The organism is Acetatifactor muris, from assembly GCF_024623325.1.
Taxonomy (GTDB): Bacteria; Bacillota; Clostridia; order Lachnospirales; family Lachnospiraceae; genus Acetatifactor; species Acetatifactor muris.
Genome location: NZ_JANJZD010000027.1, coordinates 14,948 through 41,237 on the forward strand (window position 1 = coordinate 14,948; position 26,290 = coordinate 41,237).

The 26,290-nt window shown below is 49.0% G+C and carries 21 protein-coding genes; 10 read left to right on the forward strand and 11 right to left on the reverse strand.

Annotated features, from left to right (window positions below; genetic code table 11):
* Nucleotides 1-16: 16 nt before the first annotated feature.
* From dapA to NSB25_RS21120, 4 genes are all read left to right on the forward strand, one after another.
* Complete coding sequence (gene dapA, locus NSB25_RS21105; protein ID WP_103241548.1) at nucleotides 17-916, forward strand: 4-hydroxy-tetrahydrodipicolinate synthase; 900 nt, start codon at nucleotides 17-19, stop codon at nucleotides 914-916.
* Between the two features lie 20 nt (nucleotides 917-936).
* Nucleotides 937-1,995: a 4-hydroxythreonine-4-phosphate dehydrogenase PdxA gene (gene pdxA / locus NSB25_RS21110; RefSeq protein ID WP_103241562.1), complete on the forward strand. Its 1,059-nt coding sequence runs from the start codon at nucleotides 937-939 to the stop codon at nucleotides 1,993-1,995.
* A 70-nt stretch (nucleotides 1,996-2,065) separates the two neighbouring features.
* Nucleotides 2,066-4,156: a hypothetical protein gene (locus NSB25_RS21115; RefSeq protein ID WP_103241547.1), complete on the forward strand. Its 2,091-nt coding sequence runs from the start codon at nucleotides 2,066-2,068 to the stop codon at nucleotides 4,154-4,156.
* Nucleotides 4,157-4,289: 133 nt separating this feature from the next.
* Entirely contained in the window at nucleotides 4,290-5,582 is a 1,293-nt protein-coding gene (locus NSB25_RS21120; RefSeq protein ID WP_103241546.1) for a glycoside hydrolase family 28 protein, read from the forward strand.
* A gap of 146 nt (nucleotides 5,583-5,728) precedes the next feature.
* Here the strand turns inward: NSB25_RS21120 and NSB25_RS21125 are convergent, their stop codons facing one another.
* Genes NSB25_RS21125 through NSB25_RS21135 form a run of 3 tightly spaced genes read right to left on the reverse strand, consistent with a single transcriptional unit; the run spans nucleotide 5,729 to nucleotide 8,383 of the window.
* Nucleotides 5,729-6,280, reverse strand: coding sequence for an NUDIX hydrolase (locus tag NSB25_RS21125; RefSeq protein ID WP_103241545.1), 552 nt, complete (start codon nucleotides 6,278-6,280; stop codon nucleotides 5,729-5,731).
* Nucleotides 6,261-7,673, reverse strand: coding sequence for a ribonuclease E/G (locus tag NSB25_RS21130; RefSeq protein ID WP_103241544.1), 1,413 nt, complete (start codon nucleotides 7,671-7,673; stop codon nucleotides 6,261-6,263). Before NSB25_RS21130 ends, NSB25_RS21125 begins: the two co-directional genes overlap by 20 nt.
* The gene (locus tag NSB25_RS21135) at nucleotides 7,670-8,383 is read right to left on the reverse strand and encodes a TIGR03936 family radical SAM-associated protein (RefSeq protein WP_103241543.1); all 714 of its coding nucleotides are present in this window, start codon (nucleotides 8,381-8,383) and stop codon (nucleotides 7,670-7,672) included. The genes NSB25_RS21130 and NSB25_RS21135 overlap by 4 nt, the downstream gene beginning before the upstream one ends.
* 279 nt (nucleotides 8,384-8,662) lie before the next feature.
* On the opposite strand from NSB25_RS21135, the gene NSB25_RS21140 reads away from it, so the two are divergent.
* From NSB25_RS21140 to NSB25_RS21160, 5 genes are all read left to right on the forward strand, one after another.
* The gene (locus NSB25_RS21140) at nucleotides 8,663-9,793 is read left to right on the forward strand and encodes an ABC transporter ATP-binding protein (protein WP_103241542.1); all 1,131 of its coding nucleotides are present in this window, start codon (nucleotides 8,663-8,665) and stop codon (nucleotides 9,791-9,793) included.
* The gene (locus NSB25_RS21145) at nucleotides 9,790-10,725 is read left to right on the forward strand and encodes a carbohydrate ABC transporter permease (RefSeq protein WP_103241541.1); all 936 of its coding nucleotides are present in this window, start codon (nucleotides 9,790-9,792) and stop codon (nucleotides 10,723-10,725) included. The genes NSB25_RS21140 and NSB25_RS21145 overlap by 4 nt, the downstream gene beginning before the upstream one ends.
* A 25-nt stretch (nucleotides 10,726-10,750) precedes the next feature.
* Nucleotides 10,751-11,626, forward strand: coding sequence for a carbohydrate ABC transporter permease (locus NSB25_RS21150; protein ID WP_103241540.1), 876 nt, complete (start codon nucleotides 10,751-10,753; stop codon nucleotides 11,624-11,626).
* Nucleotides 11,623-13,272: an ABC transporter substrate-binding protein gene (locus NSB25_RS21155; protein WP_103241539.1), complete on the forward strand. Its 1,650-nt coding sequence runs from the start codon at nucleotides 11,623-11,625 to the stop codon at nucleotides 13,270-13,272. Before NSB25_RS21150 ends, NSB25_RS21155 begins: the two co-directional genes overlap by 4 nt.
* Before the next feature lie 225 nt (nucleotides 13,273-13,497).
* Entirely contained in the window at nucleotides 13,498-14,400 is a 903-nt protein-coding gene (locus NSB25_RS21160) for a hypothetical protein (protein WP_103241538.1), read from the forward strand.
* A gap of 136 nt (nucleotides 14,401-14,536) precedes the next feature.
* Here NSB25_RS21160 and NSB25_RS21165 read toward each other — a convergent pair whose 3' ends face one another.
* From NSB25_RS21165 to NSB25_RS21180, 4 genes are all read right to left on the reverse strand, one after another.
* Nucleotides 14,537-16,405, reverse strand: coding sequence for a TIGR03960 family B12-binding radical SAM protein (locus NSB25_RS21165; protein WP_103241537.1), 1,869 nt, complete (start codon nucleotides 16,403-16,405; stop codon nucleotides 14,537-14,539).
* A 157-nt stretch (nucleotides 16,406-16,562) separates the two neighbouring features.
* Nucleotides 16,563-17,846 (reverse strand): hypothetical protein, encoded by a 1,284-nt coding sequence (locus NSB25_RS21170; RefSeq protein WP_103241536.1) that lies wholly within the window; start codon nucleotides 17,844-17,846, stop codon nucleotides 16,563-16,565.
* Nucleotides 17,836-18,957 (reverse strand): DUF58 domain-containing protein, encoded by a 1,122-nt coding sequence (locus tag NSB25_RS21175; RefSeq protein WP_103241535.1) that lies wholly within the window; start codon nucleotides 18,955-18,957, stop codon nucleotides 17,836-17,838. Before NSB25_RS21175 ends, NSB25_RS21170 begins: the two co-directional genes overlap by 11 nt.
* Nucleotides 18,954-19,904 (reverse strand): AAA family ATPase, encoded by a 951-nt coding sequence (locus tag NSB25_RS21180; RefSeq protein WP_103241534.1) that lies wholly within the window; start codon nucleotides 19,902-19,904, stop codon nucleotides 18,954-18,956. The genes NSB25_RS21175 and NSB25_RS21180 overlap by 4 nt, the downstream gene beginning before the upstream one ends.
* A 152-nt stretch (nucleotides 19,905-20,056) precedes the next feature.
* Between NSB25_RS21180 and NSB25_RS21185 the strand changes: the two genes are divergently transcribed.
* Nucleotides 20,057-20,431, forward strand: coding sequence for a hypothetical protein (locus NSB25_RS21185; RefSeq protein ID WP_146040149.1), 375 nt, complete (start codon nucleotides 20,057-20,059; stop codon nucleotides 20,429-20,431).
* A gap of 2 nt (nucleotides 20,432-20,433) precedes the next feature.
* Here the strand turns inward: NSB25_RS21185 and NSB25_RS21190 are convergent, their stop codons facing one another.
* From NSB25_RS21190 to hisIE, 4 genes are all read right to left on the reverse strand, one after another.
* Nucleotides 20,434-23,610: an ATP-binding domain-containing protein gene (locus NSB25_RS21190; RefSeq protein ID WP_103241532.1), complete on the reverse strand. Its 3,177-nt coding sequence runs from the start codon at nucleotides 23,608-23,610 to the stop codon at nucleotides 20,434-20,436.
* Between the two features lie 314 nt (nucleotides 23,611-23,924).
* Nucleotides 23,925-24,317, reverse strand: coding sequence for a DUF4234 domain-containing protein (locus NSB25_RS21195; protein ID WP_103241531.1), 393 nt, complete (start codon nucleotides 24,315-24,317; stop codon nucleotides 23,925-23,927).
* Between the two features lie 88 nt (nucleotides 24,318-24,405).
* Nucleotides 24,406-24,825, reverse strand: coding sequence for a DUF2752 domain-containing protein (locus NSB25_RS21200; RefSeq protein ID WP_146040148.1), 420 nt, complete (start codon nucleotides 24,823-24,825; stop codon nucleotides 24,406-24,408).
* A gap of 169 nt (nucleotides 24,826-24,994) precedes the next feature.
* On the reverse strand, nucleotides 24,995-26,281 hold the full coding sequence (hisIE, locus tag NSB25_RS21205; RefSeq protein WP_103241529.1) for a bifunctional phosphoribosyl-AMP cyclohydrolase/phosphoribosyl-ATP diphosphatase HisIE: 1,287 nt from the start codon (nucleotides 26,279-26,281) through the stop codon (nucleotides 24,995-24,997).
* Nucleotides 26,282-26,290: the final 9 nt, after the last annotated feature.

Below are 26,290 nucleotides of genomic sequence, written 5' to 3' on the forward strand. Positions count from 1 at the left end.
GAACAGGAGAGAATATATGTATCGGGAAAAAGTGAAAGGAGTTATCACGCCGCTGATCACACCCATGAGAGAAGACGAATCGATTCATGAAGAGGAGCTGCGCAGACAGATCAGACGGCAGCTTGCGGGGGGAGTACAGGGGATCTTTACCGCCGGCACCAACGGAGAGGGGTATATCCTCAGCGAAAGAGAGAAGGAGAGAGTCCTGGAGATTGCCATAGAGGAGGCCGGGGGAAAAGTCCCTGTCTATGCGGGGACCGGCTGTATCAGCACGGCGGATACAGTCCGTCTCTCCAAACGGGCACAGGATATGGGCGCTGATGTGCTCAGTGTAATTACGCCTTCCTTCGCCCAGGCGTCTCAGGAGGAGCTGTTCGAGCATTATAAGGCAGTGGCCGCCGCCGTGAAGATCCCCGTGGTACTGTATAATATTCCCGCCAGAACCGGGAACGCACTGTCCCCCGACACGGTCCGGAGACTGTCCGGGCTCGACAATATTGCCGGCGTAAAAGATTCCAGCGGAAATTTTGACAATATGCTGCAATACATAGAAGGCACTCGGGGAAAAGATTTCGCAGTGCTCTCCGGGAACGATTCTCTGATTCTGTGGAACCTGCTGGCAGGAGGCACGGGAGGGATCGCGGGCTGTGCCAACGTGTACCCGGAAAATATGAAAAATATTTACTGTAGATTCAGGGAAGGAAATCTGGAGGACGCGCGAAGCTGTCAGGACAGAATCCGCTCCTTCCGCAATTGCTTCCGCTACGGCAATCCCAACACAGTGGTGAAGACGGCGGTGAGACTTTTAGGATACGAGGTGGGAAAATGCAGAAAGCCCTTCGATCATCTTCCGGAGGAGGGAATCCAGGCAATTTCCCGGGTTTTGGAGGAAAATGAAAGGGCAGGTATGCGATGAGACCGATCATAGGAATTACCATGGGGGATCCGGCGGGAATCGGTCCGGAGATCACGGTAAAGGCACTGGCACACCCGGAGGTTTATGAGCGCTGCCGTCCTCTTATTGTGGGAGATCTGTCTGTGCTGCAACAGGCGGCGAAGACGGTGGAACGCGTTTCAGGGGGAGAGATATCCGTGCCTGGATTCCGGGAGATATGGGAGCCGGCGCAGGGAGAGTACCGATACGGAATGGCAGATGTGCTGAATGAAAAGCTGGTGGACATGGAGCATCTGGAGATTGGAAAGGTCAGCTCCATGGGCGGGAATGCTGCCTTTGGATATGTGGAGAAGGTGATCGGGCTGGCCATGGAAGGAAAGGTAGACGCCACAGTCACGAATCCTCTGAACAAGGAGGCCCTGAATCTGGCGGGGCATCATTTCGCAGGACATACGGAGATTTATGCCCATTTTACGGGAACAAAGCACTATACCATGATGTTGGTTCATCAGAATCTGCGAGTGGTACATGTGTCCACTCACGTATCTCTAAGAGAAGCCTGTGACCGGGTAAAAAAAGAGCGTGTTCTGGAGGTGATCCGGATTGCGGACCAGGCCTGCAGGGACATGGGAATCCATACGCCCAGGATCGGCGTGGCAGGGCTGAATCCCCACTGCGGAGAGAACGGGCTTTTCGGCAGAGAGGAATTGGATGAGATTGTGCCTGCCGTCTGTCAGGCGATGCGGGAAGGGATCCGTGCGGAGGGCCCTGTCCCGCCGGATACGGTTTTTTCCAGGGCAAGGGGAGGCATGTATGACATTGTGGTGGCCATGTATCATGATCAGGGGCATATTCCGCTGAAAGTGGTGGGCTTTGTGTATAATCAGGAAGCTGGGAAATGGGATACGGTGGAGGGAGTCAACATTACCTTGGGACTTCCCATCATCCGTACCTCCGTGGATCACGGGACAGCCTATGATCAGGCGGGCAAGGGAACGGCCGGCGAGCTGAGCCTGTTGAACGCCATCGACTATGCCGCGCGTTTTGCCGGGCGGCCGGGGGAAAGTAAGTATGCCATGCAGGAAAATGCGGGAGAATGACCTGTGGCTTTGAGCTTGTCTGGTCGTAGCGGCAGGCAGAGGCAGGTCGAAATAAAGGAGCAGGGGAGAAATGGAAGAGAAAAGTGTAATGAGGACCGTCAGAATCCCTCTGACATGGATGAGGAATACCGTTTGCGAACTGGAACCGGCCCGGATGCTCTGGTACAGCACAGGGAGACCCTGGAAGCTGGAGGAGCAGGAGTGGAAGGTACTGTCCTGGGACGGGATTTCGGAAACGATGGTTATGATATCGGGACAGATACGGGCAGAGCTTCGGGTGGTGAAGCCGGAAGAAGTGCCGGAAGGATACGGCTGTCTCAGGCTGAGAGTACGTTTTGAGAACATGGGAAAGGAGCCTTTAGCCTGCTTTGCCGGTGGGATTTCCCTGCCGGTCCGCGGGAAGCCAAAGCAGAAGGTGACCATTCCACACATGATATACAATGACAATCCTTCCGCAGACCCGGAAAGGGTCGTTCCACACATCGGCGATGAGCCCGGAAAGGGACTTATCGTGGAAGAGCACAGGCTTCCCATCCCTGCTGTGAACGTGGAGTGGCGGAAGAAGACAGGATATCCTTTTCTGACGTTGCTTTCCCTTCCCCGGGTGGAAACCGGGGAGGATGAGGACTACTGGTCTCTGGGCGCTCTGCGTGAGGAGGATGGGGTCCGTATCACGGCGGCAAGCGGCGTCCTGATGTTCAACGGAATGAAAGATGTGTTCTACGGCGGCAGATGCACGCCTCTGTCCTATATGAAGGGGTATCGGACTCTGGCATCCGGGGAGTCTTTAAAAAAGACCTTTTACATAGCCTGGGGAGTGGGAAAAAAGGAAGGAAGAGGGTACCGTAATCTCACGGACCTTGGCTACCGGGTTCTGAAACCCAGGCTGGAACCTTTCCATTCCTGTGAGGAAATGATCGAATATAAACGCAGGGTATTGGACAGCAGGTATGTGGAAAATGAGAAATATGCCGGATATCTGACCTTTGGCTCAGCCAATTCTTTCGGAAATATATCGGGCAGGCCGGAATATTTCCTGTATGGCTGGACCGGGCAGGCTATAAAGCTGGCCTGGTGTGACTGTATGCTGGGACTTGAGGCAGAAGAGAAGTTCCGCCTGAAGCGTGGAATGCAGGTGACGGACTTCTTCCCGAGAAATGGGGAAAGCGGCACCATTCCCGGGCTGATGCGTGGATACTACATGATTGATACCGGAGAGTTCAGAGGCGCCTGGAATGATAAAGCCGCGCCATTGTCTTCGAGGATACAGGGGGAGAGCATTGCCGACTGTCTGGAAGTCATGTTGCTGCTTCGAGCCCATGGAATTGATATCCCGGCGAAGTGGGAGGATACAGTGCGAAGAGCCTGTGCCTTTCTGATGAAAGAGGAGGGCCGGACGGATAAAGGGCTGTATCCTCTGGCCTGGACACTGGATGGGAAGCCGGAAAGCCATGAGATCAATGCGGGCGGAATGCCCTGTGTGCTGGCTCTTGCCGCGGCGGCGGAGTATTTCAGAGAGGAGGCATATCTTGCCTGCGCCTGTATGCAATATGAGAGATATGCGGTCTGTCACATGGATACATTTGAGATTCCGTTTGCTCATGCCACAATGGATGCCCGGTGCGAGGATAAGGAAGCGGGACTGTACTTTTTCGTCACAGCCGCGAAGCTGTATGAACTGACAGGAAGGGAGTGCTTCCGGGAATGGGGAAAGCTTGCGGCGGACTGGATACTAACCTTTGTATATCATTGGAATACAGGATTCCGGCCGGGGACACCCTGTGCGGAGAAAGGCTTTCGTTCCACAGGCTGGCCTGGAGTGAGCGTCCAGAATCATCATTTGGATGTGTTTTTCCCCACCTATGAGTTGTACCGGTTCGGGAAGCTGACAGGGGACGAGAGACTGACACAGATGGCCCGGGTTATCAGCGGCGCCATGACGCAGGGGATTGCCACCCAGGAGGGAGAATGGGGGTATACGATAATTGGGGAACAGGGGGAGCAGTATTATCAGACGAACTATTTTCAGGTGCGTTATCCTGCTATTCTGAAATATCTGGAGCATTACAGGGGAGGCATGCAGGTGTGGAATCCCTCCTGGATTACGGCGCAGGTGATGAGCAGCGCCCTGAAATTCCGGTATTGGGAGTCTTTTGCGTGAGAGCCTTCTTCGTAAGCAGGAAGAAGGAAGAGCTTAAGACAAAGGGAAATCGAATGATAGAGACAGAGAGCCTTTTGAGGAAAGGAAGAAGGGGAAGAAAAATTATAAGTAAGCAGGGGACAGGAGGCGCAGGATGATAAAGATCAGAGAATTTGAGGAGTACTACAATGAGGAAAGGGGCTGGACGGGAGCCTTTCAGCAGGCAGTGGCACATTTGGAGCGGGAAGGGGGAGGAACTCTTACCGTGACACCCGGAAAGTATGAGACTTATTCCATAGAGCTGAAAAGTAATGTCACACTGCATCTGGAGGCCGGAGCAGAACTTCTTTTTAAGCAGGACTGTGGAGGATATCGGGTGATCAGCACAGAATATGAGGGAAAGCGCACCGACTTATACATGCCCTGCATCTATGCAAAGAATGCGGAAAACGTGACTCTATGCGGTCAGGGAGTCCTGAGTGGTCAGGGAGAATACTGGTGGAAAAACCAGGGGAAACTGCCCGCGGGACGGCCTTACCTTGTGTGCTTTGAGCATTGCTGCAGGGTGAAGGTGCTTGATGTGAAGATGACCTGCTCTCCTGTGTGGACCCTGCATCCGCTATACTGTGACGATGTGGAGATCAGGGGCGTCACCATCCGGAATCCCCGGAATTCTCCCAACACGGACGGCATTAATCCCGATGGCTGCAGCAATGTGCGTATTGCGGACTGCCTTGTGGATGTGGGGGACGACTGCATTACCCTGAAATCAGGAACAGAGGAGACGCCGGACAGACGTCCCTGCGAGAACATCACAATCACAAACTGCAATATGATCCATGGCCACGGAGGAGTGGTAATCGGCAGCGAAATGAGCGGCGGCGTTCGCAATGTGGTCATTACGAACTGTGTATTTCAGGATACAGACAGAGGGATCCGGGTGAAGACCAGACGGGGCAGAGGCGGTTCAATGGAAAGTATCCTGATCTCCAATGTAATAATGGACAGGGTACTGTGTCCCTTTGTGTTCAACATGTTTTATCGCTGCGGCATGAACGGAGGAACCTACAAGGACAAATTCGCCCATAAAGTCACGGAAGGAACCCCGGTGATCCGTAATATTCAGATACAGAACTGTATGGTGACCGACGCGCGGTCGGCGGCGGGATTTTTCTATGGGCTGCCGGAGATGCCGGTGGAAAATGTCAGCATGACAGACTGCAGTATCCGCATGTGCCGCGACGCAGAGCCCGGATATCCGGGAATGATGGAGGATCTGGAACCCATGAGCAGGGAACGGATTTACATGCGCAATGCCCGCAATGTAAGATTCCGGAATGTGAGCATACAGGGATACCAGGGAGAAAAGGAAGGGAAAATGCCCTGGGACATAGATGAATCCTGTGAAAATGTTGATACAGGGGAACAGGCGACAAAAGCGAATTAATTGATAGAATTTAGTTGAATGTGCGATAAAAAGCCAGCTTTAAAATGTAACAAAGTTTGACGAATAGTTGAGCGTCCCAGGCGGCGACATAACCCATCAAAAAACGCTTAACTATTCGTTAAACTTGTCTTTTGCGAATAGTTAGATCAATCCTCTCCCGCAAAGCTGTATGCCGCCATTTGTGCTCTGGAACTGAATGGCTCTGTCTCCAGAAGCTTTTTTACTTCCTGCCTGGTATAAAATCTGGCGTCAATTTGTTCGTTCTCTGAGGTATGGTCCTCAAAGTTACCCTCAACCTCCGCAAAAGCAATATAAGTTGTAGTATCTGAAATGGCCACGGCTGCAAAGGAAGGCGGCAGAATCTTTCTGATTTCTTTTACTCTGAGACCGGTTTCTTCGTAAAGTTCTCTTGCTATACATTCTTCGATGCTTTCGTCGGGCTCAATCATTCCCGCACATAGATTATAGATGGCCCGGTTGACCCCCATTCTGAATTCATGAAGCAACAACAGCCTGTCGCCGCATGTGGCGACAATGGATACACCGCTGGGCCTTCCGCCGATATCTGCGATATCAGTCAGTTCCCTGCGGCTTACCATTTCATATTTCTTTTCCTTACCGGCTTTGTTTCTGTAAGTAAGTTCATAATTTTTTAAGTATTTACCGTCTCTTACCTTTTCAAATTTTATTAATTCCATCAGGATCTTCCTTTCTCGGACAAAGCTTAAATTGCTCCCGCAGCGGTTTGTTAATTTTCTTACGTGTGATTTCCATCAGTCCCAAAGGTGTTATATCTATAATCCTTGTGGATATCCTGTCCTTTGCCGTCAATTCTTTCATATGGTGCAGAAGCTCCTGCCTGTATTGACCGGAGCGCATATTGATGAAGTCTACAATGATGATTCCGGACAGATTGCGCAGCCGAAGCTGGCGGGCTACTTCTTCTGCCGCCTCCAGATTAATTTTGCGGAATGTCTCATCGGCATCCCTGCCGGCTACATATTTACCGGAATTGACGTCAATTACCGTCAAAGCCTCCGTGGGCTCTATCACAAGAAAGCCCCCCGACTTCAGCCATACATGGCTGGAAAGCGCATTTTCAAGCTTTTTTTCCAGAGAATACAGGCTGGAAAGCGACAGAAAAGTATCCTGATAAAAACGGATATTCAGTTTGTCTCCCCGTTCACTTTCATATGTTTTCAGCTCGTCATACATCTCCTTCCGGTCTGTGACAATTTCTACAGGCAGATTTGAGATGCAGGATGAAGATTCCCCTTCGAAGCAGAACTGTTCTATTATGCCCTTGAACCTGTTCTCTGCCGCCCGCATGCAGGTAAAACAGTTCCGGTACATGGCACCATATAATAATCGGATAAGCTGCGCGGAAAGGGAGAAAAAATGTTGCAGCAGCACTCTCGCACTCTCCGCTTCTCCCGCTCTGGTCCGGATAATCAACCCTATGGAAGGAAGAGAAATGATTTCCGGCCGAAGCCCTTCTGCCTTCATTTTTTCCTCTTCCGCTATGGATAACAGGCTCTCCCGGCCCTGTATGAGACAATCGTCCTGTATGAGTGCCATTTCTGTAAAAACCCTTTTCAGGGCATTTTTCCGTTCATTGCTTAACTTTAAAGAATATCCCACTTTCGTGGTTCCTGTTGAGAGAACAAAATATTCGTTGGACAGAGAGAGATGTGCCGTTACAGAAGCTTTTTTTGTCTTCTGTGCATCACGTACCACCTGTACAAGAAGCTCATCTCCTTCCAGAATCCGGCCGTCGAAACGACGGTTTACCAGATAAGGTGCCGTGGCATTTCTCAGAGAAAGAAAGCAGATTTCTCCTCCTGCAATCTCCACAAAACAGGCATCCATATTTTTCGCCAGACTTTTGATCTTTCCAATGTAGATTGCTCCGATTTTGTCTGCATCACCTGAAAAAAAGAAAGCTTCCACAAGCCGGTCTTTTTCAAGAAACAGAGCACAGCTCCTGCCCTGATAAGAAGTAAATAACAGTTTTCCTCTCTCCGTCTTCCGCAATGCCGCTTCTTCGTCGGTGAGCGTCACGGAAGGTTTCGCTTCTATTTTCCTGCTCATGACAGTTCTCCTTCGACAAATCCTATCTCATTAAGAGACAGCAGCTTCTCTCCGCTTTCATCCCTGACCTTTGTGTATACATCCTCTCTGGTAATGATAAGGGCATTTTCCTGCAGGCTTTCACCGGTTTCCGCAAGAAGAGCTTCCATCACCTGTCCCGGCTTGATATTTCCGCCGCTGGAGGCATCCACAATCATACTGAAAATCCCATCCGAATACGTAAGCTGAAAAATGCCTGCTTTCAAATCTATCTCCCGGGTTCCGTTTTTGGTCTTCCTGGCAGTCCATATATGCTCTTTTGCTAGAAAGTCAGGTAAAATTTCAGAAAAGTCTGTCAGGGGCGTCCGGTCTTTTCGGAATTGCACTGTATAAGCCGCAGCCGCCACACTTGCCATGGCGTTCCCGGCCGTCTCGGGCAGTATTTTGACGGAAATGATTTCGATTCCCGGGACACTGGCCTGATTCAGCTTTTCCATTATGTCCTGGCAGGAGGTGACGGAATGTACTTCTATATCCATATATTCTCCGTTGCTGGTAATGCCGACTCCGAGAGGAGCGGCAAAAGCCATAATCTGATGGGGGCTGAAACCGTTTGTATATGCCACATCAATTTCTGCTCTGCGGATGGCTTTCTGAAAAAAACGCATTACATCCAGATGTCCGATATAACGAACGGAGCCATATTTACGAAATTTAATACGCAGTCTCATACAATTCTCCTTTGGAATCTTCTCTTTGCAATTCATTATAGCATTATTACGCCATGGAAAGCAACCGAAACATACTTACATGAAACTGTGCGTTGATCCGGCGTTACTGTTCACGGCCTTGCCGTAAACAGTAACAGTTCAGGAGGCCTGCGGGCGACAAAGTACCCCGGCAGACACTGGACATTTCTGCCATTTTTCTGTATAATGATAGCAGTTTGGCCAGCCTGCAGAGAAAGAAAACCACAGAACGGTCAGACAGAATCAGGAGGAAGGGAAATTATGGAAGTTATATTACAGAATCTGACGAAAAAGTTCCCGGGCCGTGACAGAAGGAAAAAGAAAGACATAATTGCTGTCAGCGATTTCAGCTTCAGAATTCCGGACGGCAAGCTGATCGGACTGCTGGGACCGTCCGGATGCGGGAAAAGCACCACTCTGAATCTGATCAGCGGTCTGGTGAAGCCCACTGCCGGAAGAATCTTCTTCGGGGAGGATGATGTCACCGACCTGCCGCCGGAGCACAGGGGGATTGGTCTGGTATTTCAGAATTACGCGCTTTATCCTCATCTGACCGTGATGCAGAACATTCTGTTTCCTCTGCAGAATCTGAAGGGCAGAGACAGGCTTACCAAAGCTGAAATGGCGGAAAAAGCAAGAGAAGCTGCAGGCCTGGTACAGATTGAAGAACTTCTGGACCGCAAGCCGGGAGAACTCTCCGGAGGTCAGCAGCAGCGCGTGGCCATTGCAAGGGCGCTGGTAAAAAGGCCGAAGGTACTTCTTCTTGATGAGCCGCTCTCCAATCTGGACGCCCGTCTGCGTCTTCAGACAAGGGAGGAAATCAGAAGAATTCAGAGGGAGACCGGTATCACCACAATCTTCGTGACTCATGACCAGGAAGAGGCAATGAGCATTTCAGATATGATCGTTGTCATGAAGGAGGGAATCGTCCAGCAGATTGGCAGACCTCAGGAAGTCTATGACAATCCGGCTAATCTTTTTGTGGCCAGATTTCTGGGTACCCCTCCTGTCAATGTATTTGACGGGAAAATCCGGGACGGCAGACTGTACATAGGTGCGGAGGCAGTTCTGGAAGGCCTGGAAGTTTTTGCGGATCCAATGCCGGAAGAGGTCTGTGTCGCCGTCAGACCGGAGGGCTTTCGGCTGCGTGAGAACGGTGTTCTGAGCTGTGAATTAAGCGGTGTGGAGGTAATGGGCCGCGATATCAGCGTTGTTTCCAGAAATAAATTTTCTCTGAATCCTCAGATTCGATCGATTATCAGTACGGAGAACCAGCCTGATTTTGAGAGCCATGTTGTCCGCTTTGACCTGATTCCCCGGAAAGTCTTTGTCTTTCGCCGGGATACGGAAGAACGGATTGGTTTTGCGGTTTCAGGGGGAGGCGTGCAATGAAAAGAGACAGAAAGAGTTCAGCAGCAGGGACAACCATCCGGAAAAAGCTCGGCAGCCTGAAGGCCTGGCTGTATCTTCTTCCCGCATTGTTGTTTCTGAGCGTTTTTATGATATATCCATTGGCAGACGTTTTTATCTATTCCTTTGAAGAGGGATATAATTCCGCATCCCAGACTTATTTTGGTACGGGATTCTATAATTATTCTTATGTGCTGCATGATCCTTATTTTCTGCAGGCGGTTAAAAACACTTTCCTTCTGGTGATGATTACCGTGCCGCTGTCTACAGGAATTGCACTGCTGATTTCCGTGGGTCTGCATTCCATCACGCCGTTTCGGAATTTCCTGCAGACGGTTTATTTTCTTCCTTATGTGACCAACACACTCGCCATTGGTCTGGTATTTATGATTCTGTTCAAAAAGACCGCATACTCCGACGGTCTGATTAATCTGCTGATTACCTGGTTTGGAGGTGATTCTGTAGATTTTATTGACGGTCCGTACTGGGCGAAAATGTTTGTCCTCTGCTTTTATACCATCTGGGTGGTTATGCCCTTTAAAATACTTATTCTGACCGGTGCGCTGTCCTCTGTCAATCAGGAATATTACAACGCAGCCAGAGTGGACGGTACCTCAAGGCTCAGAACCTTTTTGAGAATTACGCTTCCGATGATATCACCCATGGTATTTTATCTGATTATCACCGGGTTCATCGGTGCATTCAAAGCTTACAGTGACGCGGTTGCCCTCTTCGGCACAGATTTAAATGCGGCCGGAATGAACACAATCGTTGGATATGTATATGATATGCTGTACGGGGACAGCGGCGGTTATCCTTCCTATGCTTCCGCGGCGGCAATTCTTCTGTTTACCATCATCCTCACGATTACCTGTATCAACTTACTGGTCAGCAGGAAAAAAGTGCATTCCTGAACCGTTTACAGAAAGGCATATTCTCATGGAAAATAAAATTGATTACGGCAGAATCGAAAAAAATGCGGCAGTCCGCAAACGAATTGTCAGCACGATTACCTGTCTGTTTTTAGGCCTGTGGGCCATAGTGGTACTGTTTCCTTTTTACTGGATGGTGCTCACTTCCGTAAAAAGCTACGGTGCATACAATTCGGAATATATTCCGAAATTTTTTACCCTGTCTCCCACCGTACAGAATTATGCGGACGCTTTCCACACGGTACCCCTGGGCAGATATCTCATGAATACTGCACTTTTCACTGTGATAACCACAGCGCTGATGCTGATTGTCATCACCCTTGCCGCCTTTGCCTTTGCAAGGCTGGAATTCAGAGGCCGGAATATCGTATTCGTTCTGTTTCTTTCTCTGATGATGATTCCCAGTGAGCTGGTGATAATCACCAATTTTGTGACCGTTACCGAATTAAACATGCGCAACACCTTTTCCGGGTTGATACTGCCCTCTGTGACCTCCGTCTTCTATATTTATCTGCTGAAGGAGAACTTTGAGCAGATACCGGACAGTCTATATTATGCGGCTAAGGTTGACGGTACTTCCGATCTGAAATATCTTCTGAAAGTCATGGTTCCCATATCAAAGCCCACACTGATTACCATAACGATTCTGAAGGTAATCGAATGCTGGAACTCCTATGTGTGGCCCCGTCTGATAACGGACAATGAGGACTATTACCTGGTCTCCAACGGCATTCAGGAGATTCGGGAGAACGGATTCGGACGGGAAAATATACCGGCGATGATGGCTGCGGTGGTGGTGATTTCCACACCGCTGATTATACTGTTTCTGATATTCCGCAAAAAGATAATGGCCGGCGTGTCGAGAGGAGGAATGAAAGGATGAGACAGGTATGGAAGAAGAAAAAATTATTGAAAAATACTCTTCTGCTGTCGTTCATGTTGGGATCTGTATGGATGCTCACCGGATGCCATGGCTCCCGGCAGGGGCTGGAACCCTTTACCATCCCTGCAGCCTTTGATACTTCGGCGCAGCATGAAATTACTTTCTGGGCCAAAAATGACACCAATAAGACCCAGACCACCATATATGAACAGGCTATTGCCGATTTTCAGGAGCTGTATCCCAATATCAGGGTGAATCTGCGCCTGTATACGGACTATGGGAAAATTTATAACGATGTCATTACAAACATTGCCACCGGTACAACCCCCAATGTCTGCATTACCTATCCGGACCACATTGCCACCTATCTGACAGGATTCAATCTTGTGGTTCCGCTGGACGACTTGTTTTATCATGAAAAATACGGCCTGGGAGGAAGCGAAGTTACCTTTGACGCTCCTGCTGCAGATGAGATTATCCCCCAGTTTCTGGAGGAATGTTCTATTGCGGGACATTATTATGCCGTTCCCTATATGCGTTCTACAGAAGCCTGTTATATCAATAAAACATATGTGGAAGCACTGGGCTACAGACTGCCTGAGGTTCTCACCTGGGACTTTGTCTGGGAGGTGGCGGAGGCAGCCATGGTGAAGGATGCGGAGGAAAATTATATCATAAACGGCCAGAAGGTGATGATTCCCTTTATCTATAAGTCCACAGACAATATGATGATTCAGATGCTCAGACAGAAAAATGCCGATTATTCCACTGCGGAAGGAGAAATCCTGCTTTTTCATGACACCACTGAAGATTTGCTGCGTACCATAGCGGAACATGTGAAAAGCGGTGCTTTCTCTACGTTCAAGGTTTCCAGCTATCCGGCCAACTTCCTGAATGCAGGCCAGTGTATTTTTGCCGTGGATTCCACGGCAGGCGCCACCTGGATGGGAACAAATGCTCCGCTTCTGGATATCAGTGCAGATCAGCTGGTGGAATTTGAGACAGAGGTCATGATGATACCCCAGTTTGCCCCGGAGCACCCGCAGATGATTTCTCAGGGGCCATCTGTCTGTATCTTCAACAAAGAAGATTCTCAGGAAGTACTGGCCTCCTGGCTCTTCGTCCAGTATCTTCTCAGCGATAAGGTTCAGATAGCATACTCGAAGACGGAAGGCTATGTGCCGGTGACTTCAAAGGCCCAGAACACTGCGGAATATCAGGCTTATCTCTCCGACTGCGGCAGGGACAACACCGAGCATTATGACGTTAAAATCAGGGCGGCGGAATTATTGCTGGACAATACCGGCCATACTTTCGTCACGCCGGTGTTCAATGGTTCGGCATCCCTGCGGGATGCCGCCGGGATGCTCATCGAACAGACTGTGAAATCTGTCCGTCGGGGACAGGTGATTGACGAGGCTTATTTTGATACACTTTACAGTGATATCACTTCCCGATATCGCCTGGATCAGCTCGGAGAAAGCAGCGCTTCTGTTATCAGTGGGAAAAGCGACCTGGGGGCGCTTCCCGGAACTTCAGTCCTGCTTCTGGCGGCAATCGGAGGAACCTGGGTTCTGATTCTGCTTTATGTCATCGCCCGAATCCTGAAACGGAAAAAGGAAGAATCCACGAAAAAATCTTCCTGAAGAGCATGAAATATGTGCAAAAAATAAAAATAAGGCATAAATTTTATGGACAAATGAGTAATTAATACTATTGTTTTATTGCAGATATCGTGTATAATTATTTTCAACGTTTTCAGATAGATTTTCAGACAGATCCGCTTTCTTAGTATCGGAGAAGTTTCGGAAAATGTATGATGAGGACGAAACGCTGCCCCTGAGGCAGTCTCAAGAGGAGGAAAATGAAAAATGAAAAAAATGACAGCGCTGTTTTTGTCACTGGCCCTTGTGTTCGGCTGTGTTGGCTGCGGCAACGATGACGGGCAGGCATCCGGTTCCAGTGACAGTTCAGGTACGAGCGTGGAAAGCAGTGATGCATCTGACGCATCGACAGAAAGCAGTACCGAAAGTACTGCTGAGGCACAGGAGTCTTCTTCTGAAGCATCTGACGCCGGAGAAGACGTAAAATCCGAGGGGGTAATGACGTATGAAGAGTATGCGGCTGCCGCCCTGGATACAGAGGTGGTAATCGAAGCTTATGTGCAGGCAAAGCAGTCCTGGTGGGAGAAGGACGGACAGGGATGCTGTACTGTCTATGCCCAGGATAAGGACGGCGGGTACTTCCTGTATGAAATGGCCTGTTCCGAGGAGGATTACGCAAAGCTGGTTCCCGGAACCAAAATCAAAGTAACCGGTTTCAAAGCAGAATGGTCCGGCGAGTTTGAGATCATTGATGCCGCTTTTGAGATCGGCGAGGGAAGCTACATAGCCGAGGCGGAAGATGTCACTGCTCTTCTTGGACAGGATGATCTGGTAAATCATCAGAACAAGTTCGTTTCCTTTAAGGGAATGACCGTAGAGGCGGCAAAGGATCCGGAGGGAAATATCATAAAGGATGAAGCCGGAAATGAAGCGGCTTTCCTGTACAACTGGGATGGTTCCGGCCAGGATGGCGATGATTTGTATTTCAATGTATCTGTTAACGGTGCAACCTATACCTTCACCGTGGAATCTTATCTCTGTGACAGCACAACCGATGTCTATGCCGCTGTAAAAGGCTTAAAGGTAGGCGATAAGATTGACATGGAAGGTTTCCTGTACTGGTACAACGGCGTTAACCCTCATATCACTTCTGTGAAGGCAGCCAATTAATCCATACATGACTTCAACAGGAACAGCAGTTCAGACCTTTTGTCTGAATCTGCGGTCAATAAAGAATGGTACAGAAAAAGAGGCCCGGGTATCCGGAAGCCTCTTTTTCTTATCTCAAAGATGTCTCACAGGACTGTCATGAAAAACAGATGCCGCAGTCAAAGCGCGCCGCACCGCAGCCCTGACATTTCTGACTGCAGTTCTCAGAGACTTCTTCCCGCTGTGCCTTCTCCCACTCCCGTATAAGAAATGCCTTTGTGACGCCGCAGTCGATGAAATCCCAGGGCAGGATTTCATCCAGCGGCCGTTGTCTGTGGGTGTAAAAGGCAACGGATAAGCCGCACTCTTCCATGGCTTCCAGCCATCTGTCATTGTGGTAGTACTCTCCCCAGGCATCATAGAAGGAACCTTTTTCATATACTTTTCGAATAACCTGACAGAGCCTTCTGTCTCCTCTGGCCAGAACACCTTCCATAACGCTGGCGTCGGCCTCATGCCAGTTATATTTGATACTTTTCTGATTCAGCTGCTCTGAGACGGCTGTACGTGTCAGATAGGCTTTATCCAGAAATTCTTCTCTGGTACACTGTGGGGACCACTGGAAGGGCGTGAAGGGCTTTGGTACGAAAAAAGACGTACTCGCCACAATCTGCACCCGGTTTCCGCCGCGTTTTTCTTTGGGAATCATGTCAAAATAAAGGGCGGCTATTTTATTGGAAAGGACGGCTATTTCCCTGATATCTTCCGGTGTCTCTGTGGGAAGCCCCAGCATGAAATAAAGCTTTACTCTGGTCCAGCCACCCTCGAAGGCAAGTGCCGCTCCCTTTAAAATCGACTCTTCCGTCAGACCCTTGTTAATCACATTCCGCAGCCTTTGACTTCCTGCCTCGGGAGCAAAAGTCAGGCTGGATTTCTTCACATCCTGCACTTTGCTCATGACATCCAGGGAAAAGGCATCAATCCGCAGGGAGGGCAGAGATATATTGATATGTCTCCTGCTGCACTCTTCCAGGAGGAAATCTACCAGTTCCGGCAGAGCAGAATAATCACTGGAACTTAAAGAGCTTAGAGAAATTTCTTCATGTCCGGTATTCTTCAGGATTTCCATGGCATATTTTTTCAGTAATTCCACCGGCCGTTCTCTGACCGGGCGATACAGCTGGCCGGCCTGGCAGAAGCGACAGCCTCGAATACAGCCCCGCTGAATTTCCAGAGTAGCTCTGTCCTGGGTTACTTTGATGAAGGGGACAACAGGCTTTGTGGGATAGCAGGCTTCCGCCATATCCGTTACCAGCTCTTTCTGAATCACGGGCGGTATTCCCTCTTCCACCGGGAAAAAGCGTTCTATAGTGCCATCCTCATGATAAGTGACATCATAGAACTGCGGGGCATAAATCCCGGGAAGTCTGGCGGCACGGCGCAGGAATTCTGTTCTGCCCAGATGATTTCCACGGCATTCCTGATAAAGCGTAAACAGGTCATGATATCTTGTCTCGCCCTCTCCGATATAAAATAAGTCGAAGAAATCAGCCAGAGGTTCCGGATTGTAGGTGCAGGGACCGCCGCCGATTACAATGGGGCAGTCTTCCCCTCTCTCCCGGGCATGAAGGGGAATCTGTGCCAGATCCAGGACCTGCAGAATGTTCGTATAGCACATTTCATACTGAATGGTAATGCCCAGAAAATCAAATGATTTTACCGGGTCCTGCGATTCCAGTGCAAATAAAGGGATATGCTCTCTGCGCATGATGGCATCCAGATCTGTCCATGGGGAAAAGACTCGCTCACACCATACATCCTCCATGGAATTAAACATTTCATAAAGAATCTGCATTCCCAGATGTGACATACCGATTTCATATACATCCGGAAAGCAGAATGCAAAACGGATGCTTACCCCGGAAAGGTCTTTCATGACAGCATTTACTTCCCCGCCGATATAACGGGCCGGTTTCTCGACACGCATCAGGATATCGTGGTTTAATGCCAGTTTTCTCTCATACATACAGATATTCTCCCAGTATTCTCTCTTTATTCCCGCGAGCAACGAGCCAAGCGGGCATGCTTGCATGCACATTTGGCGACTGCCGCGAGGGTCAAATACCAAAGTGTCCTTTGGACGCTTTCTGCTCTGCAGCGCTACAAATTTGATGCCCCGTTGCTTACAGCAGGGTATTTGACTGTCTGCAGGCCTCTTTCATTTTCTTTACCTCTGCGCCTGTCATCTCACGTCCGGAGTAGCGGGCCAGCTGGTAAATTTCAGCCATACCTTCTGTCTCCAGCTTTTCTTCCCATTCTTTCGCTGTATACAGTCCCAGCCGGCTTCGATCCTCTTCCGCTTTTCCCGCCGCTGACTGCAGAACTTTCTTCTTGTAGAGCTTTCGGATTCTCTCCTTTGGAGAAAGCACACTGAAGAGACTTTTTCTCTCTTTGTCAGCGGACTTCTCCAATTCACATTTTTCTCTGAAGTCAAAGGCATCCTCTTCTGACTGTGAAGTGCGCTCGGAAAACTGAAGATGCATATATTTTCGAATTACCTGAATAAATTTTCGGATGAGAAATATGACAACACACAGGGAGCCCAAAAAGAAAGCGGCTATCACGATAAATTCCAGCACCTTCCAAATCCAGTGTGATTCTCCTCCCCCGGGAAGCGGCATGGCTCCCATGCCGGTATTTACAGGCTCTTCCACAGGTATTTCCGTCTGCTGTTCTTCGCTTCCTCCCAGAGAAAACAGAAAGCGCAGCAAACGCAGCAAAAGCACCTTTATGGGCTGCAGGATTCCGGATACCCATTCAAACTGGGAACCCAGAAGCAACAGCACCGTCCCCAGTGTGGTATACAGCAATACCAGCCCCATACCGGAATGAAACATTTCCCTGGCCGGCAGAAAACCGGCGCTGCTGTTGTTCATGGCAAGGAAATCCAGGTAATGCTCTATGTAATAGATAATAAAATACAGCGCGATTTCTGCGATCAATGAAAAAAGATAATAATGCTCCCAGCCCTCTGTCCCCTGATAATGCTGCAGCAGCGCGGAAAACGCGGAAATTGCCACTGCAAAGGGCAGCTGTATGGCGCCGGTATACAGAGTATTATTCTTCAGTCGCTGGACCAGAGAGTACAGTGCATATCCCAGGGCACAGACGATACAGACAATTCTTTCAATCAACAGCATCTGCGGCATCAGGACAAGGGCGATTATGGCGCTCACCACAGCCAGATGCAGAAGTACAAAAAGGATGAGATGCTTTACACTGCATCGAAGCAGCAGGAACACCGGCGGAATAAGACCGCAGAGAAGCCAGACCAACAGGTTGGGCTCTCCTTCTCCCTGCATTTTCCTGGATATCCCCATAACCATCAGCATCAGTGGATACAGCATCCAGTGATTCATCTGTTCTGTCAGCAGCTCATTAAAAAGGCGGATTTTTTTAATGTTCATAAAGCACCTCCACACAGCTTTCCAGCGCCGCAGGCACCTCCGGCTTACTTTCATCTGCCACAGGATAAAACCACACAAACGGATTGCCCTTATCCTGATATCTGGTCAGAAGCTCCACAAAATCGTCATATTGATTGGGAGCAACGAAATAGGTAAAGGTTCCCTGTGCCTTTTGGAACAGAATCTCTTCGAAATATTCAGTAAAATTTACTGTGGGATGTCCCACGTCAATTCTGGCAAGAGCACGGTAGATGGTATCCATCTGTCCCTCTCCCGCCTTTGCCTTCACAGAGAGGGGACTGTGTGTCACAATATCCACACCGTTTCCATGACAGGAAACCTGTATGCCCTGACGCAGGAAAAGCTGACAGAGGGAAGCCACAACCCGCAGGGATAACTCCACGGAAGATTCCCTTTTCAGAATGTGATCATCCTGAATATTGAAAAAAATGCGCACACTTTTCAGAGATGTATAATTCCTCTGATTGACCTTAAAATCTCCGGTTTTGGCCGTCGCCTTCCAGTTAATACTGCGCATATCGTCATAGGGCTGATATTCCCGGATTCCGCGGTATTCAAAGGGATCTTCCAACAAGTGACGCCTGGAGAGAACCTCTCCGTTCAGCTGAATCAGAGACTGACGCAGCCTGCTGCTGTCAAAAGGCCGGGGATACACATACAGCTCCGTCCGCACAGGCTGCTCCGCAACCATCTGATTCAGCAGAAACAGGTCGGAGGCCACCAGACTGATTTCATCTATGGTATAATACCCCCGCCTTCCGCCTTTGAATTTCAGGGTGCGGGTCACTCTCTCCCCGCCCCCGATTCGAAACACATCATTTCGGTAATACTGGTCCGTGGTCCGGGAGCCTTTTTCATTGCCGAACAACAGGTGCCTGTCAGTCTTGAACTTTACCTTCAGCATGGAAAGCGGTAGCCTTTTTCTGTTTTCTATGACTTCCTTCAGCTCTCCCTGCTCTCCTTCAAAAATATGATCTGCTCCAAAATGAATTCGCACATTCAAATGCCTCTGCCAGAATTTTTCATAGAAATATTTCTGGAGTATCAGGAGCAGAAATCCGATTATGCCGATTCCGATTATTCTGGTCATCTCTCAAATTCCTCAGTGGGCACGGGAGTGGATGCAATAATTTTCTCAATGAATTTTACGGTTCCGTCCATGCCGCCTGAGCCGTAACCCAATACAATACGATGTGCCAGCACAGGCACCGCCAGAGCCTTGATATCATCCGGGATGCAGAAATCTCTGCCCTCCAGCCAGGCATATGCTTTTGCACAGCGAAGCAATGCCAGGTTGCCTCTGGGGCTCACGCCCAGAACGATCTCCTCTCCGTTCCTGGTAGCTTCCACAATATCCACCATATACTCACGCACACATTTATGTACAAAGACGCGGTTTATTTCCTCCTTTGCCTGGGCGAGCGCCTCCAGCGTCAGCACACTTTCCAGCTCCGCAAGAGGCTCTTTCTCCATATATTTCTCAAGAATGGCCAGTTCTTCTTCTCTGGCCGGCAGTCCCATGGACAGGCGCATCATGAAACGATCCATCTGCGCTTCCGGCAGAGGAAAAGTTCCTGTGGTTTCCACCGGATTCTGGGTGGCGATTACAAAAAACGGGTTCCCCGGCGTGTAGCTTTCGCCGTCAATGGTCACCTGGCGCTCCTCCATACATTCCAGCAGACCGGCCTGTGTTCTGGGTGTGGCTCTGTTAATCTCATCGGCCAGAAGAATATTGGTAAATACAGGTCCCCGGCGCAGCACAAATTCGTTCTTCTGTCTGTCATACACATTTAACCCTGTGATGTCGCTGGGGAGCAGATCCGGTGTAAACTGAATTCTGGCGAAATCGGCACTGACGCTTTTGGCCAGTGTCTTCGCCAGCTTTGTCTTCCCTGTTCCCGGTACGTCCTCCAGCAGAACATGACCGTCAGCCAGCAGTGCCGTCAGCAGAAGTCGGACAGTCTGCTCCTTTCCCACGATCACCTTTGCGATGTTGGAAAAAAGTTTTTCCCCAAATTGCTTTCCATTGCCTTCCATATAGAATTACCTCTCTCTTTCTCGTAAATAGTCTCCTACGGAGCCGATTTTCTCAGGATATTTCTTCCCCATACTCTTTATTTTATCATAATATGGTCACAAATGCCATATTTTTAAATAAGCTTCCGAAAAAGACTTTGAGGAATTACAGAATGAGTAATGTGACCACAGAACAGAAGCTGCAGCTTGTGCAGCAGGTGCGTTCCAGATATCATGAAGATCAGTACGATATGTCTAACAGAGAGAGGCTGCTATACGGCAGGAGCAGCATTCTTCCGGAAAAGCAGGGCTACTCTTCCGCCTGGGGCGACCCTTATAATGAGCCGCTGCAGCCTGGAGAGGAAAGCTTTACCTTCCTGAAGCTGCGATTCCTGATTGCCCTGTTTCTGGCGGCGGCGGTGATTGTGATGGATGCCAATCACATGAGTGTGGCCGGAATCACCTCGGAAAAAATATTCCAGGCGATTTCGGCCGATTATGAAGATGCTATAGAGGCCTGGGTGGAAACCATCTCCACTTCACGCTGAGATCAGAGCTTTCCGCACAGATACGCACAGGCATTGAGGATGGTATCCTGTTTTTTCCCTGCAATGAAGTAATAATCCAGCTGTCCGGTACTTTCCATATGGAAATAGGAACCGTATGCCGGAATATCACAGCTGAATATGGGACCGTCTGCAGCTATGAGAATGCCGTAGCCTTTGTCGGACAGCAGGAAGGGAAGACACTTTTCCCGGGAAAGGTATCGGGCCGTATCCCGCAGGCTGATTCCCGCTTCCCCTTCCGTACAGAAGCCATAAAGCTGTTCTTTTTTAGCCAGTTCCAGGAACTGCCAAGCCTTCATTTTCCCGGCGGCGGCACTTTCCAGCTGGCGGCATTCTCTGCCGCGTTCCGCGAGTAAAAGCTTTCTGTCTCTGGTCAGATAACAGATGGATCCTGTGGCTTTGTCCACGCGCAGGAGAAGTTCGTCCGTGGTTAGCTCCACAATGCTTCCTACATCCCTGTACATCCAGAATTTTTCCGTCCGATCCACTGCAACCAGGGGATGCACTTCTCCGGCGGGCTGCCCGTTTTTGGCAAAGGTTACACGTACGATGGCACTTCCCACAGGAGAAAGGCGCAGTGTGCCGTATCTGCTCTGCAGATAAAGTCCGTCCGATTGTTTTGCTATCCAGCGGACTGCAAGGTCAATTCTGGAATGCCCCTGGGGACGAAGCTTTTCCGTGGGAGGAATCTCTCCAAAAGTCGGACCGCTTTTTCGTTCCTTCTCAGCGGAGCGCTGCCGGGAAAGCTGCTTTGTTTCACCTTTCTCTGCGGTTTTGGCGGCGGGAGCCGGCCTGCCGCTGTATAATCCGGTAAGCGAAGGACCGGTTTTCTCTGTGCTGCCCGAAAGCTTTGGCTTCTGTGGCAGCAAGCTTCTCTTTTCCCGTTTTTCCGCTTTCCCGCCGGCGGCCGATGCAGACTGCGTTTTCCCAGGACCGGTATGCGGCTGAGCCGGCCGGATATCTGCCAATGGCTGAAGCGATCTTTTCTCCGGAATCGGATCGGTAATCAGACCGGTCAGCTCCTCCTGGTGAAGAATACACAGCTCATGAAGCGCGCGGGTTGCCGCCACATAAAGCAGCTTTGCGTGGCCGTCATCCACTGGATAATCTTCTCTCGTGGGATCCAGAATGAGCACGGCATCAAATTCCAGTCCTTTTGTATACTCCACCGTCAGGACCATGACACCGCTTCCGAATACGGCTGTCTCCAGATCATTTTCCATGATTTCAATGTATTTTCCCATTGCTTCTGCGGCCTTGTCCGCACCGGACTGACTGCGGCAGACAACCGCTATGGTGTCGAACCCTTTTTCTTTCCAGCTGCGGCAAATGTCCGCCGCTGTTTTAAAGAGTCCCCCTTCTCCGGCGCGCAGAATCCGAACAGGATCTCCATGGCGGATAATGGGCTCCACAGGATAGCTTGAAAACTGTCCGTGGTGCAGAATATTGATGGCAAAATCCGAAATTTCAACGGTGTTGCGGTAGCTTTTCTTTAATATTCCAAAACTGTCCATTTTGTCGGGAAGGAGAAGACGCCGCAGCTCCTCCCAGTCGTTGAGGCCAAAGCCGAAATGGATATTCTGGGAGACGTCTCCCATAACAGTGTAAGTACATGCCTCAATGCAGAAATGCAGAACCCGGTAAGCCATCATTCCGAAATCCTGCGCCTCGTCAATGACAATATGATGTGCTTCGCTGATGACTTCCGTCTCCTTGATTCTTTTGTAAATATAGGCCAGTGCAGCCAAATCATATACATCAAAGGCATTGTCCGGAATATCTGTCTGCATTCCCTTCTCACTCTGCTGTCTCAGAAAGCTGCGATACAGTTCGTATATGGAACCCTTCCACTCTCTGCCGCCATACCTGCCGCGATATGCTCTCAGAATAGCCTTTTTTTCCGATTCTGTGTATTTGACACCCTTGCCGAGAAATTCTTCCTTTATCTTGATAATCAGACGTTCGTTGAGCATATTGATCTTATTCTGCATGGATATCTTCGGATTCTGCTGAATATAGCGTTCCACCGCTTTCCCATCTACAAGAAGTACAAGATTCCCGGGATCCGTTTCTTTTCCGTCTGTTTCGTCATAGACACCGGCTTTTCCGTCTCTGAGACCTTCCACAAACTGTCTGGGATTGAGATAAACAGATTCCTTCAGGATGCTGTGCCATTCCAGAGCATCACAATAGTCTTTCAGAGCTTCAAACCAGCCGGAAGTCCCTCTGATACTGCCCTGATTGCTGTTCTGTGTGCTCTTTTTGATGCGGTATCTCCGCTCATCCCAGTCCTCGTACAGGAGGCGGACAAAAAGCTGCTCCATGGTCATCTGCCGCACACCGTACACATCCAGATCGGGAAGGACTCCGGTAATATAATTCAGCAGAATCCGGTTGCTGCCCACGATGTAAAAGTCATCCGGTTTAAAGCGCTCCGGATAATTGTAGAGGATAAAGGAGATTCGATGCATGGCAACGGTGGTCTTGCCGGAACCGGCCACGCCCTGAACAATGATATTGTGGTAAGGTGATTTGCGGATGATTTCATTCTGTTCCTTCTGGATGGTGGCAACAATCTCATTCAATACAGCCTGCTTGTTCTTTGCCAGGTACTTGGTCAGAAGCTCGTCATTTGCCACCACTTCACTGTCAAAGTAATCCAGAAGCTTTCCCTTTTCGATTTCATAGGTCCGCTTTCGCTTCAGATCAATGGGCATCTGGCTGCCGCCCGGTGCGGTATAGCTGCATCGGCCCAATCCGTTTTCATAGTAGGCATTTGCCACAGGTGCCCGCCAGTCCACCACCGCCTGATGTGTGGTGTCTATGGATATGCCGCCCTTGCCGATATAAAGGGTTTCTTCCTTATGCAGAGTTTCATCATGGAAATCAATTCGCCCGAAATAAGGTTTGTTCTGTGCCTTTTCATTCCGTTCCACCACCCGCTTCAGATGCTCATGGAGCGTGATGCTGTTCTCCAGCAGATTAATCAGCTCCGGATTATCGTCATGAAAATGGTCCAGCATCTCATCGATTTCTCCTCTCATCTTCCGTACCTGTTCACCGTAGTTTTCCAGGTTGTCGCGGATAATGGCAAGGGTTCGTTCCAGAAAGGCCTCTTCGGCCTGACGGGAAATACCCTGTATCCTGTCTGTCTGACTCATTGGGGTTCTCCTTCCTTTCCGTATGGATTTTAACAGTTCAGTGACCTGTCTGAACGGTTATTTGATGTATGAATTCAGTATATAAAAAAATGAAAATAATACTAGACTTTTATTTTATTTTTTGGTAAGATGATATATAGAGTCGTACCTGAAAAAAGCTGCCGTTTATCGGCAGCTTTTTTACGTTATTATGTTTTCATAGCGCCTTACTGCCAAAAACAGGCCAAAAGTCTGTGTCACTTTTGACCTGTTTTCTGTATATCAGCAAGCTTTATCCTGGGATAATTTAATGATTGGCAAAACACAATTTATGGTCAATGCTGCGTATTGTAAGCATGAGCCAGCTGGTTCATATTTTTGATCAGAATGTGCATTGCCACAAACTGACCAATTCCGCACAGGAACGAACCGAAAATCAGCCACATCAATACAGTGGTGCCGTTTTCCGTAAAGGTAAGTCCGTAACGGGGCGCATTTTCCGCCAGCCTGTTCCCCAGTCCATAGTACCAGAACCAGGCATAAATTCCGCAGGTACACAGTGACAGCAGGATAAAGGCAACCAGACCCGCTGTCTGCTTCCCGTCTCCGGCACAGACAGTATTCGCATCCTGTGCCATGGTATACAGGAAATAATAGCTGTAAATTCCACATGTGACAAGTGACAGAATAATGTACATTCCTAAAGATCGATCCTCTTTGATTTTCATTTCTCTCTTCCTGATTTTATTCTGCAGCGTTCTCAAAGCACCTTACTCAGTGTGCTCAGACCGCTGCTGATTAAAGTCCTGCAGGATTTCAGAAGCCTGCCGCTCCTGCGGACCGCCCTGTGAAAGTATTCCACAGTCGAACAATGATACCTGATCTTAAATCTGCGGTAACTATGTAATCGCCCGGCAGAAACATCCGAACAAAATAAACCGCTCCAAACAAAAATATCACTGCCCATAATATGCCTTTTCGAGGTTTTGCAGGGATTTTTTCCCAGAACAGATACAGCAGTACCAGGAAAGGCAGCATCCAGAATAGTGGATGATAATGGAGTGCTTTACCGAACTGAAACTGAACTGCATAAAATACTGCCCTTGTCATTCCGCACCCGGCGCAGCTGACTCCCGTCAGCCATTTAATCGGACAACCGATTCCGCTGATGGTGGTAAATATAAGGACAAGTCCCAGTCCGGTCAGAAGAATAACTGCTTCTTTCAGTTTTTTCAAGATATTCACCAACCAGTAAAATTATTACTTGCCATACCTATCCTATCATAACTGTATGGCGTTTTCAATAGTTTTTTATTTTTTCAAAAGAATTTCTTTAGAATCTCCTGAAAATTTTAAGGAAATTTATATATTATTTATAAAATCAGACACGGATAACTCTTTAATATCACCGATTGGCAAGCTCGGCGGCAAGCTCTTCCCAGCTGATATCCTTTTCTGCCATCAGCACCATCATATGGTAAAGGAAATCGCTCATTTCGTATTTTACTTCATTGGCGTTGGGATTTTTGGCAGCAATCACAATTTCCGTTGCCTCTTCCCCAAGCTTCTTCAGAATCTTGTCCAGGCCCTTCTCAAAAAGGTAATTGGTATATGACCCCTCTTTGGGATGGATTTTTCTGTCTCTGATAATGTCCAGAACTTCTCCCAGGACCTGCAGAGGGTTATTGGTTTCTTCATATTCTTTTCTGGTAATTTCATTGAAGAAGCAGCTTCTCGCCCCTGTGTGGCAGGCAGCTCCCACCTGAGAAACTTTAGCCAGAATGGTGTCCATATCACAGTCTGCGGCCAGGCTTTTCACATACTGGAAATGCCCGCTGGTTTCTCCCTTCAGCCAGAGTGTGCGGCGGCTTCTGCTGTAATAATGCATCCGTCCGGAGCCAATGGTCTCCTGATAGGCCTCTTCATCCATATAAGCCATCATCAAAACTTCTCCGGTGCGATAATCCTGCACAATCACAGGCACAAGTCCATCGCTGTTTTTCCGGAAATCCGCCCACTGAAAGGCAGCTTCAAAGGTTTCCACCAGAATGTTATTTTCCTTACACAGATTCTTGAGGGCCGGAATATCACGATAATTGTCATTGATGGTGTTGCCTGTAACACCACAGACATTTTTATAGGCGAAAATCTCCATCAGTTTGTTCAGCGCAATCTGATTTACCTCTACAAAAAAAGGCAGCTCCGTTATTTTCTCTGTCTCTCTGATCTGATGTGGATTCAGCAGGAGAAGCGCGGATACGTATTTCTCCAGCAATTCTTTCCGTCCGGAAATCTCCTCCACAGTTCTATAAGAAGCAAGAATCTTATCTCTGCCGAATTTCAGGGACACTTCCTCTGTGACAGCCACATTGCTCTCCCTGCTGTAATCCAGAATCGCTTTTCTGCAGCCCGCATATAACAGCTTCTTGACATCTTCCATCCGCCTGATATTGCCTGCCCCGATTACATCCATTTCCGCAGCCCCGCAGATTTCCTTGATCACATCCAGGGCTTCCTCATGAGCTTCGTCGGTATCGGACATGTCAAACACAATCAATCCGTCTGCGTTGTTTTCATTGTAGAAGCGCACCAGACGAAGCGGATCCGTCTCTACGACGGAAGGGTCATTCAGCCGCCTTACCGCATGACCGTTATAAAGATAAATACAGGGTACAAATTTCTTGACAATCATTGTATTCCT

Coding starts and splice junctions, on each gene's coding strand:
- hisIE (WP_103241529.1), bottom strand. CDS start 26,281: ATGATTGTCAAGAAATTTGTACCCTGTATTTATCTTTATAACGGTCAT.
- NSB25_RS21180 (WP_103241534.1), bottom strand. CDS start 19,904: ATGGAAGGCAATGGAAAGCAATTTGGGGAAAAACTTTTTTCCAACATC.
- NSB25_RS21170 (WP_103241536.1), bottom strand. CDS start 17,846: ATGAACATTAAAAAAATCCGCCTTTTTAATGAGCTGCTGACAGAACAG.
- NSB25_RS21130 (WP_103241544.1), bottom strand. CDS start 7,673: ATGAGCAGGAAAATAGAAGCGAAACCTTCCGTGACGCTCACCGACGAA.
- NSB25_RS21175 (WP_103241535.1), bottom strand. CDS start 18,957: ATGACCAGAATAATCGGAATCGGCATAATCGGATTTCTGCTCCTGATA.
- NSB25_RS21140 (WP_103241542.1), top strand. CDS start 8,663: ATGGAAGTTATATTACAGAATCTGACGAAAAAGTTCCCGGGCCGTGAC.
- NSB25_RS21120 (WP_103241546.1), top strand. CDS start 4,290: ATGATAAAGATCAGAGAATTTGAGGAGTACTACAATGAGGAAAGGGGC.
- NSB25_RS21135 (WP_103241543.1), bottom strand. CDS start 8,383: ATGAGACTGCGTATTAAATTTCGTAAATATGGCTCCGTTCGTTATATC.
- NSB25_RS21125 (WP_103241545.1), bottom strand. CDS start 6,280: ATGGAATTAATAAAATTTGAAAAGGTAAGAGACGGTAAATACTTAAAA.
- dapA (WP_103241548.1), top strand. CDS start 17: ATGTATCGGGAAAAAGTGAAAGGAGTTATCACGCCGCTGATCACACCC.
- NSB25_RS21185 (WP_146040149.1), top strand. CDS start 20,057: ATGAGTAATGTGACCACAGAACAGAAGCTGCAGCTTGTGCAGCAGGTG.
- NSB25_RS21155 (WP_103241539.1), top strand. CDS start 11,623: ATGAGACAGGTATGGAAGAAGAAAAAATTATTGAAAAATACTCTTCTG.
- NSB25_RS21195 (WP_103241531.1), bottom strand. CDS start 24,317: ATGAAAATCAAAGAGGATCGATCTTTAGGAATGTACATTATTCTGTCA.
- pdxA (WP_103241562.1), top strand. CDS start 937: ATGGGGGATCCGGCGGGAATCGGTCCGGAGATCACGGTAAAGGCACTG.
- NSB25_RS21160 (WP_103241538.1), top strand. CDS start 13,498: ATGAAAAAAATGACAGCGCTGTTTTTGTCACTGGCCCTTGTGTTCGGC.
- NSB25_RS21115 (WP_103241547.1), top strand. CDS start 2,066: ATGGAAGAGAAAAGTGTAATGAGGACCGTCAGAATCCCTCTGACATGG.
- NSB25_RS21145 (WP_103241541.1), top strand. CDS start 9,790: ATGAAAAGAGACAGAAAGAGTTCAGCAGCAGGGACAACCATCCGGAAA.
- NSB25_RS21150 (WP_103241540.1), top strand. CDS start 10,751: ATGGAAAATAAAATTGATTACGGCAGAATCGAAAAAAATGCGGCAGTC.
- NSB25_RS21190 (WP_103241532.1), bottom strand. CDS start 23,610: ATGAGTCAGACAGACAGGATACAGGGTATTTCCCGTCAGGCCGAAGAG.
- NSB25_RS21165 (WP_103241537.1), bottom strand. CDS start 16,405: ATGTATGAGAGAAAACTGGCATTAAACCACGATATCCTGATGCGTGTC.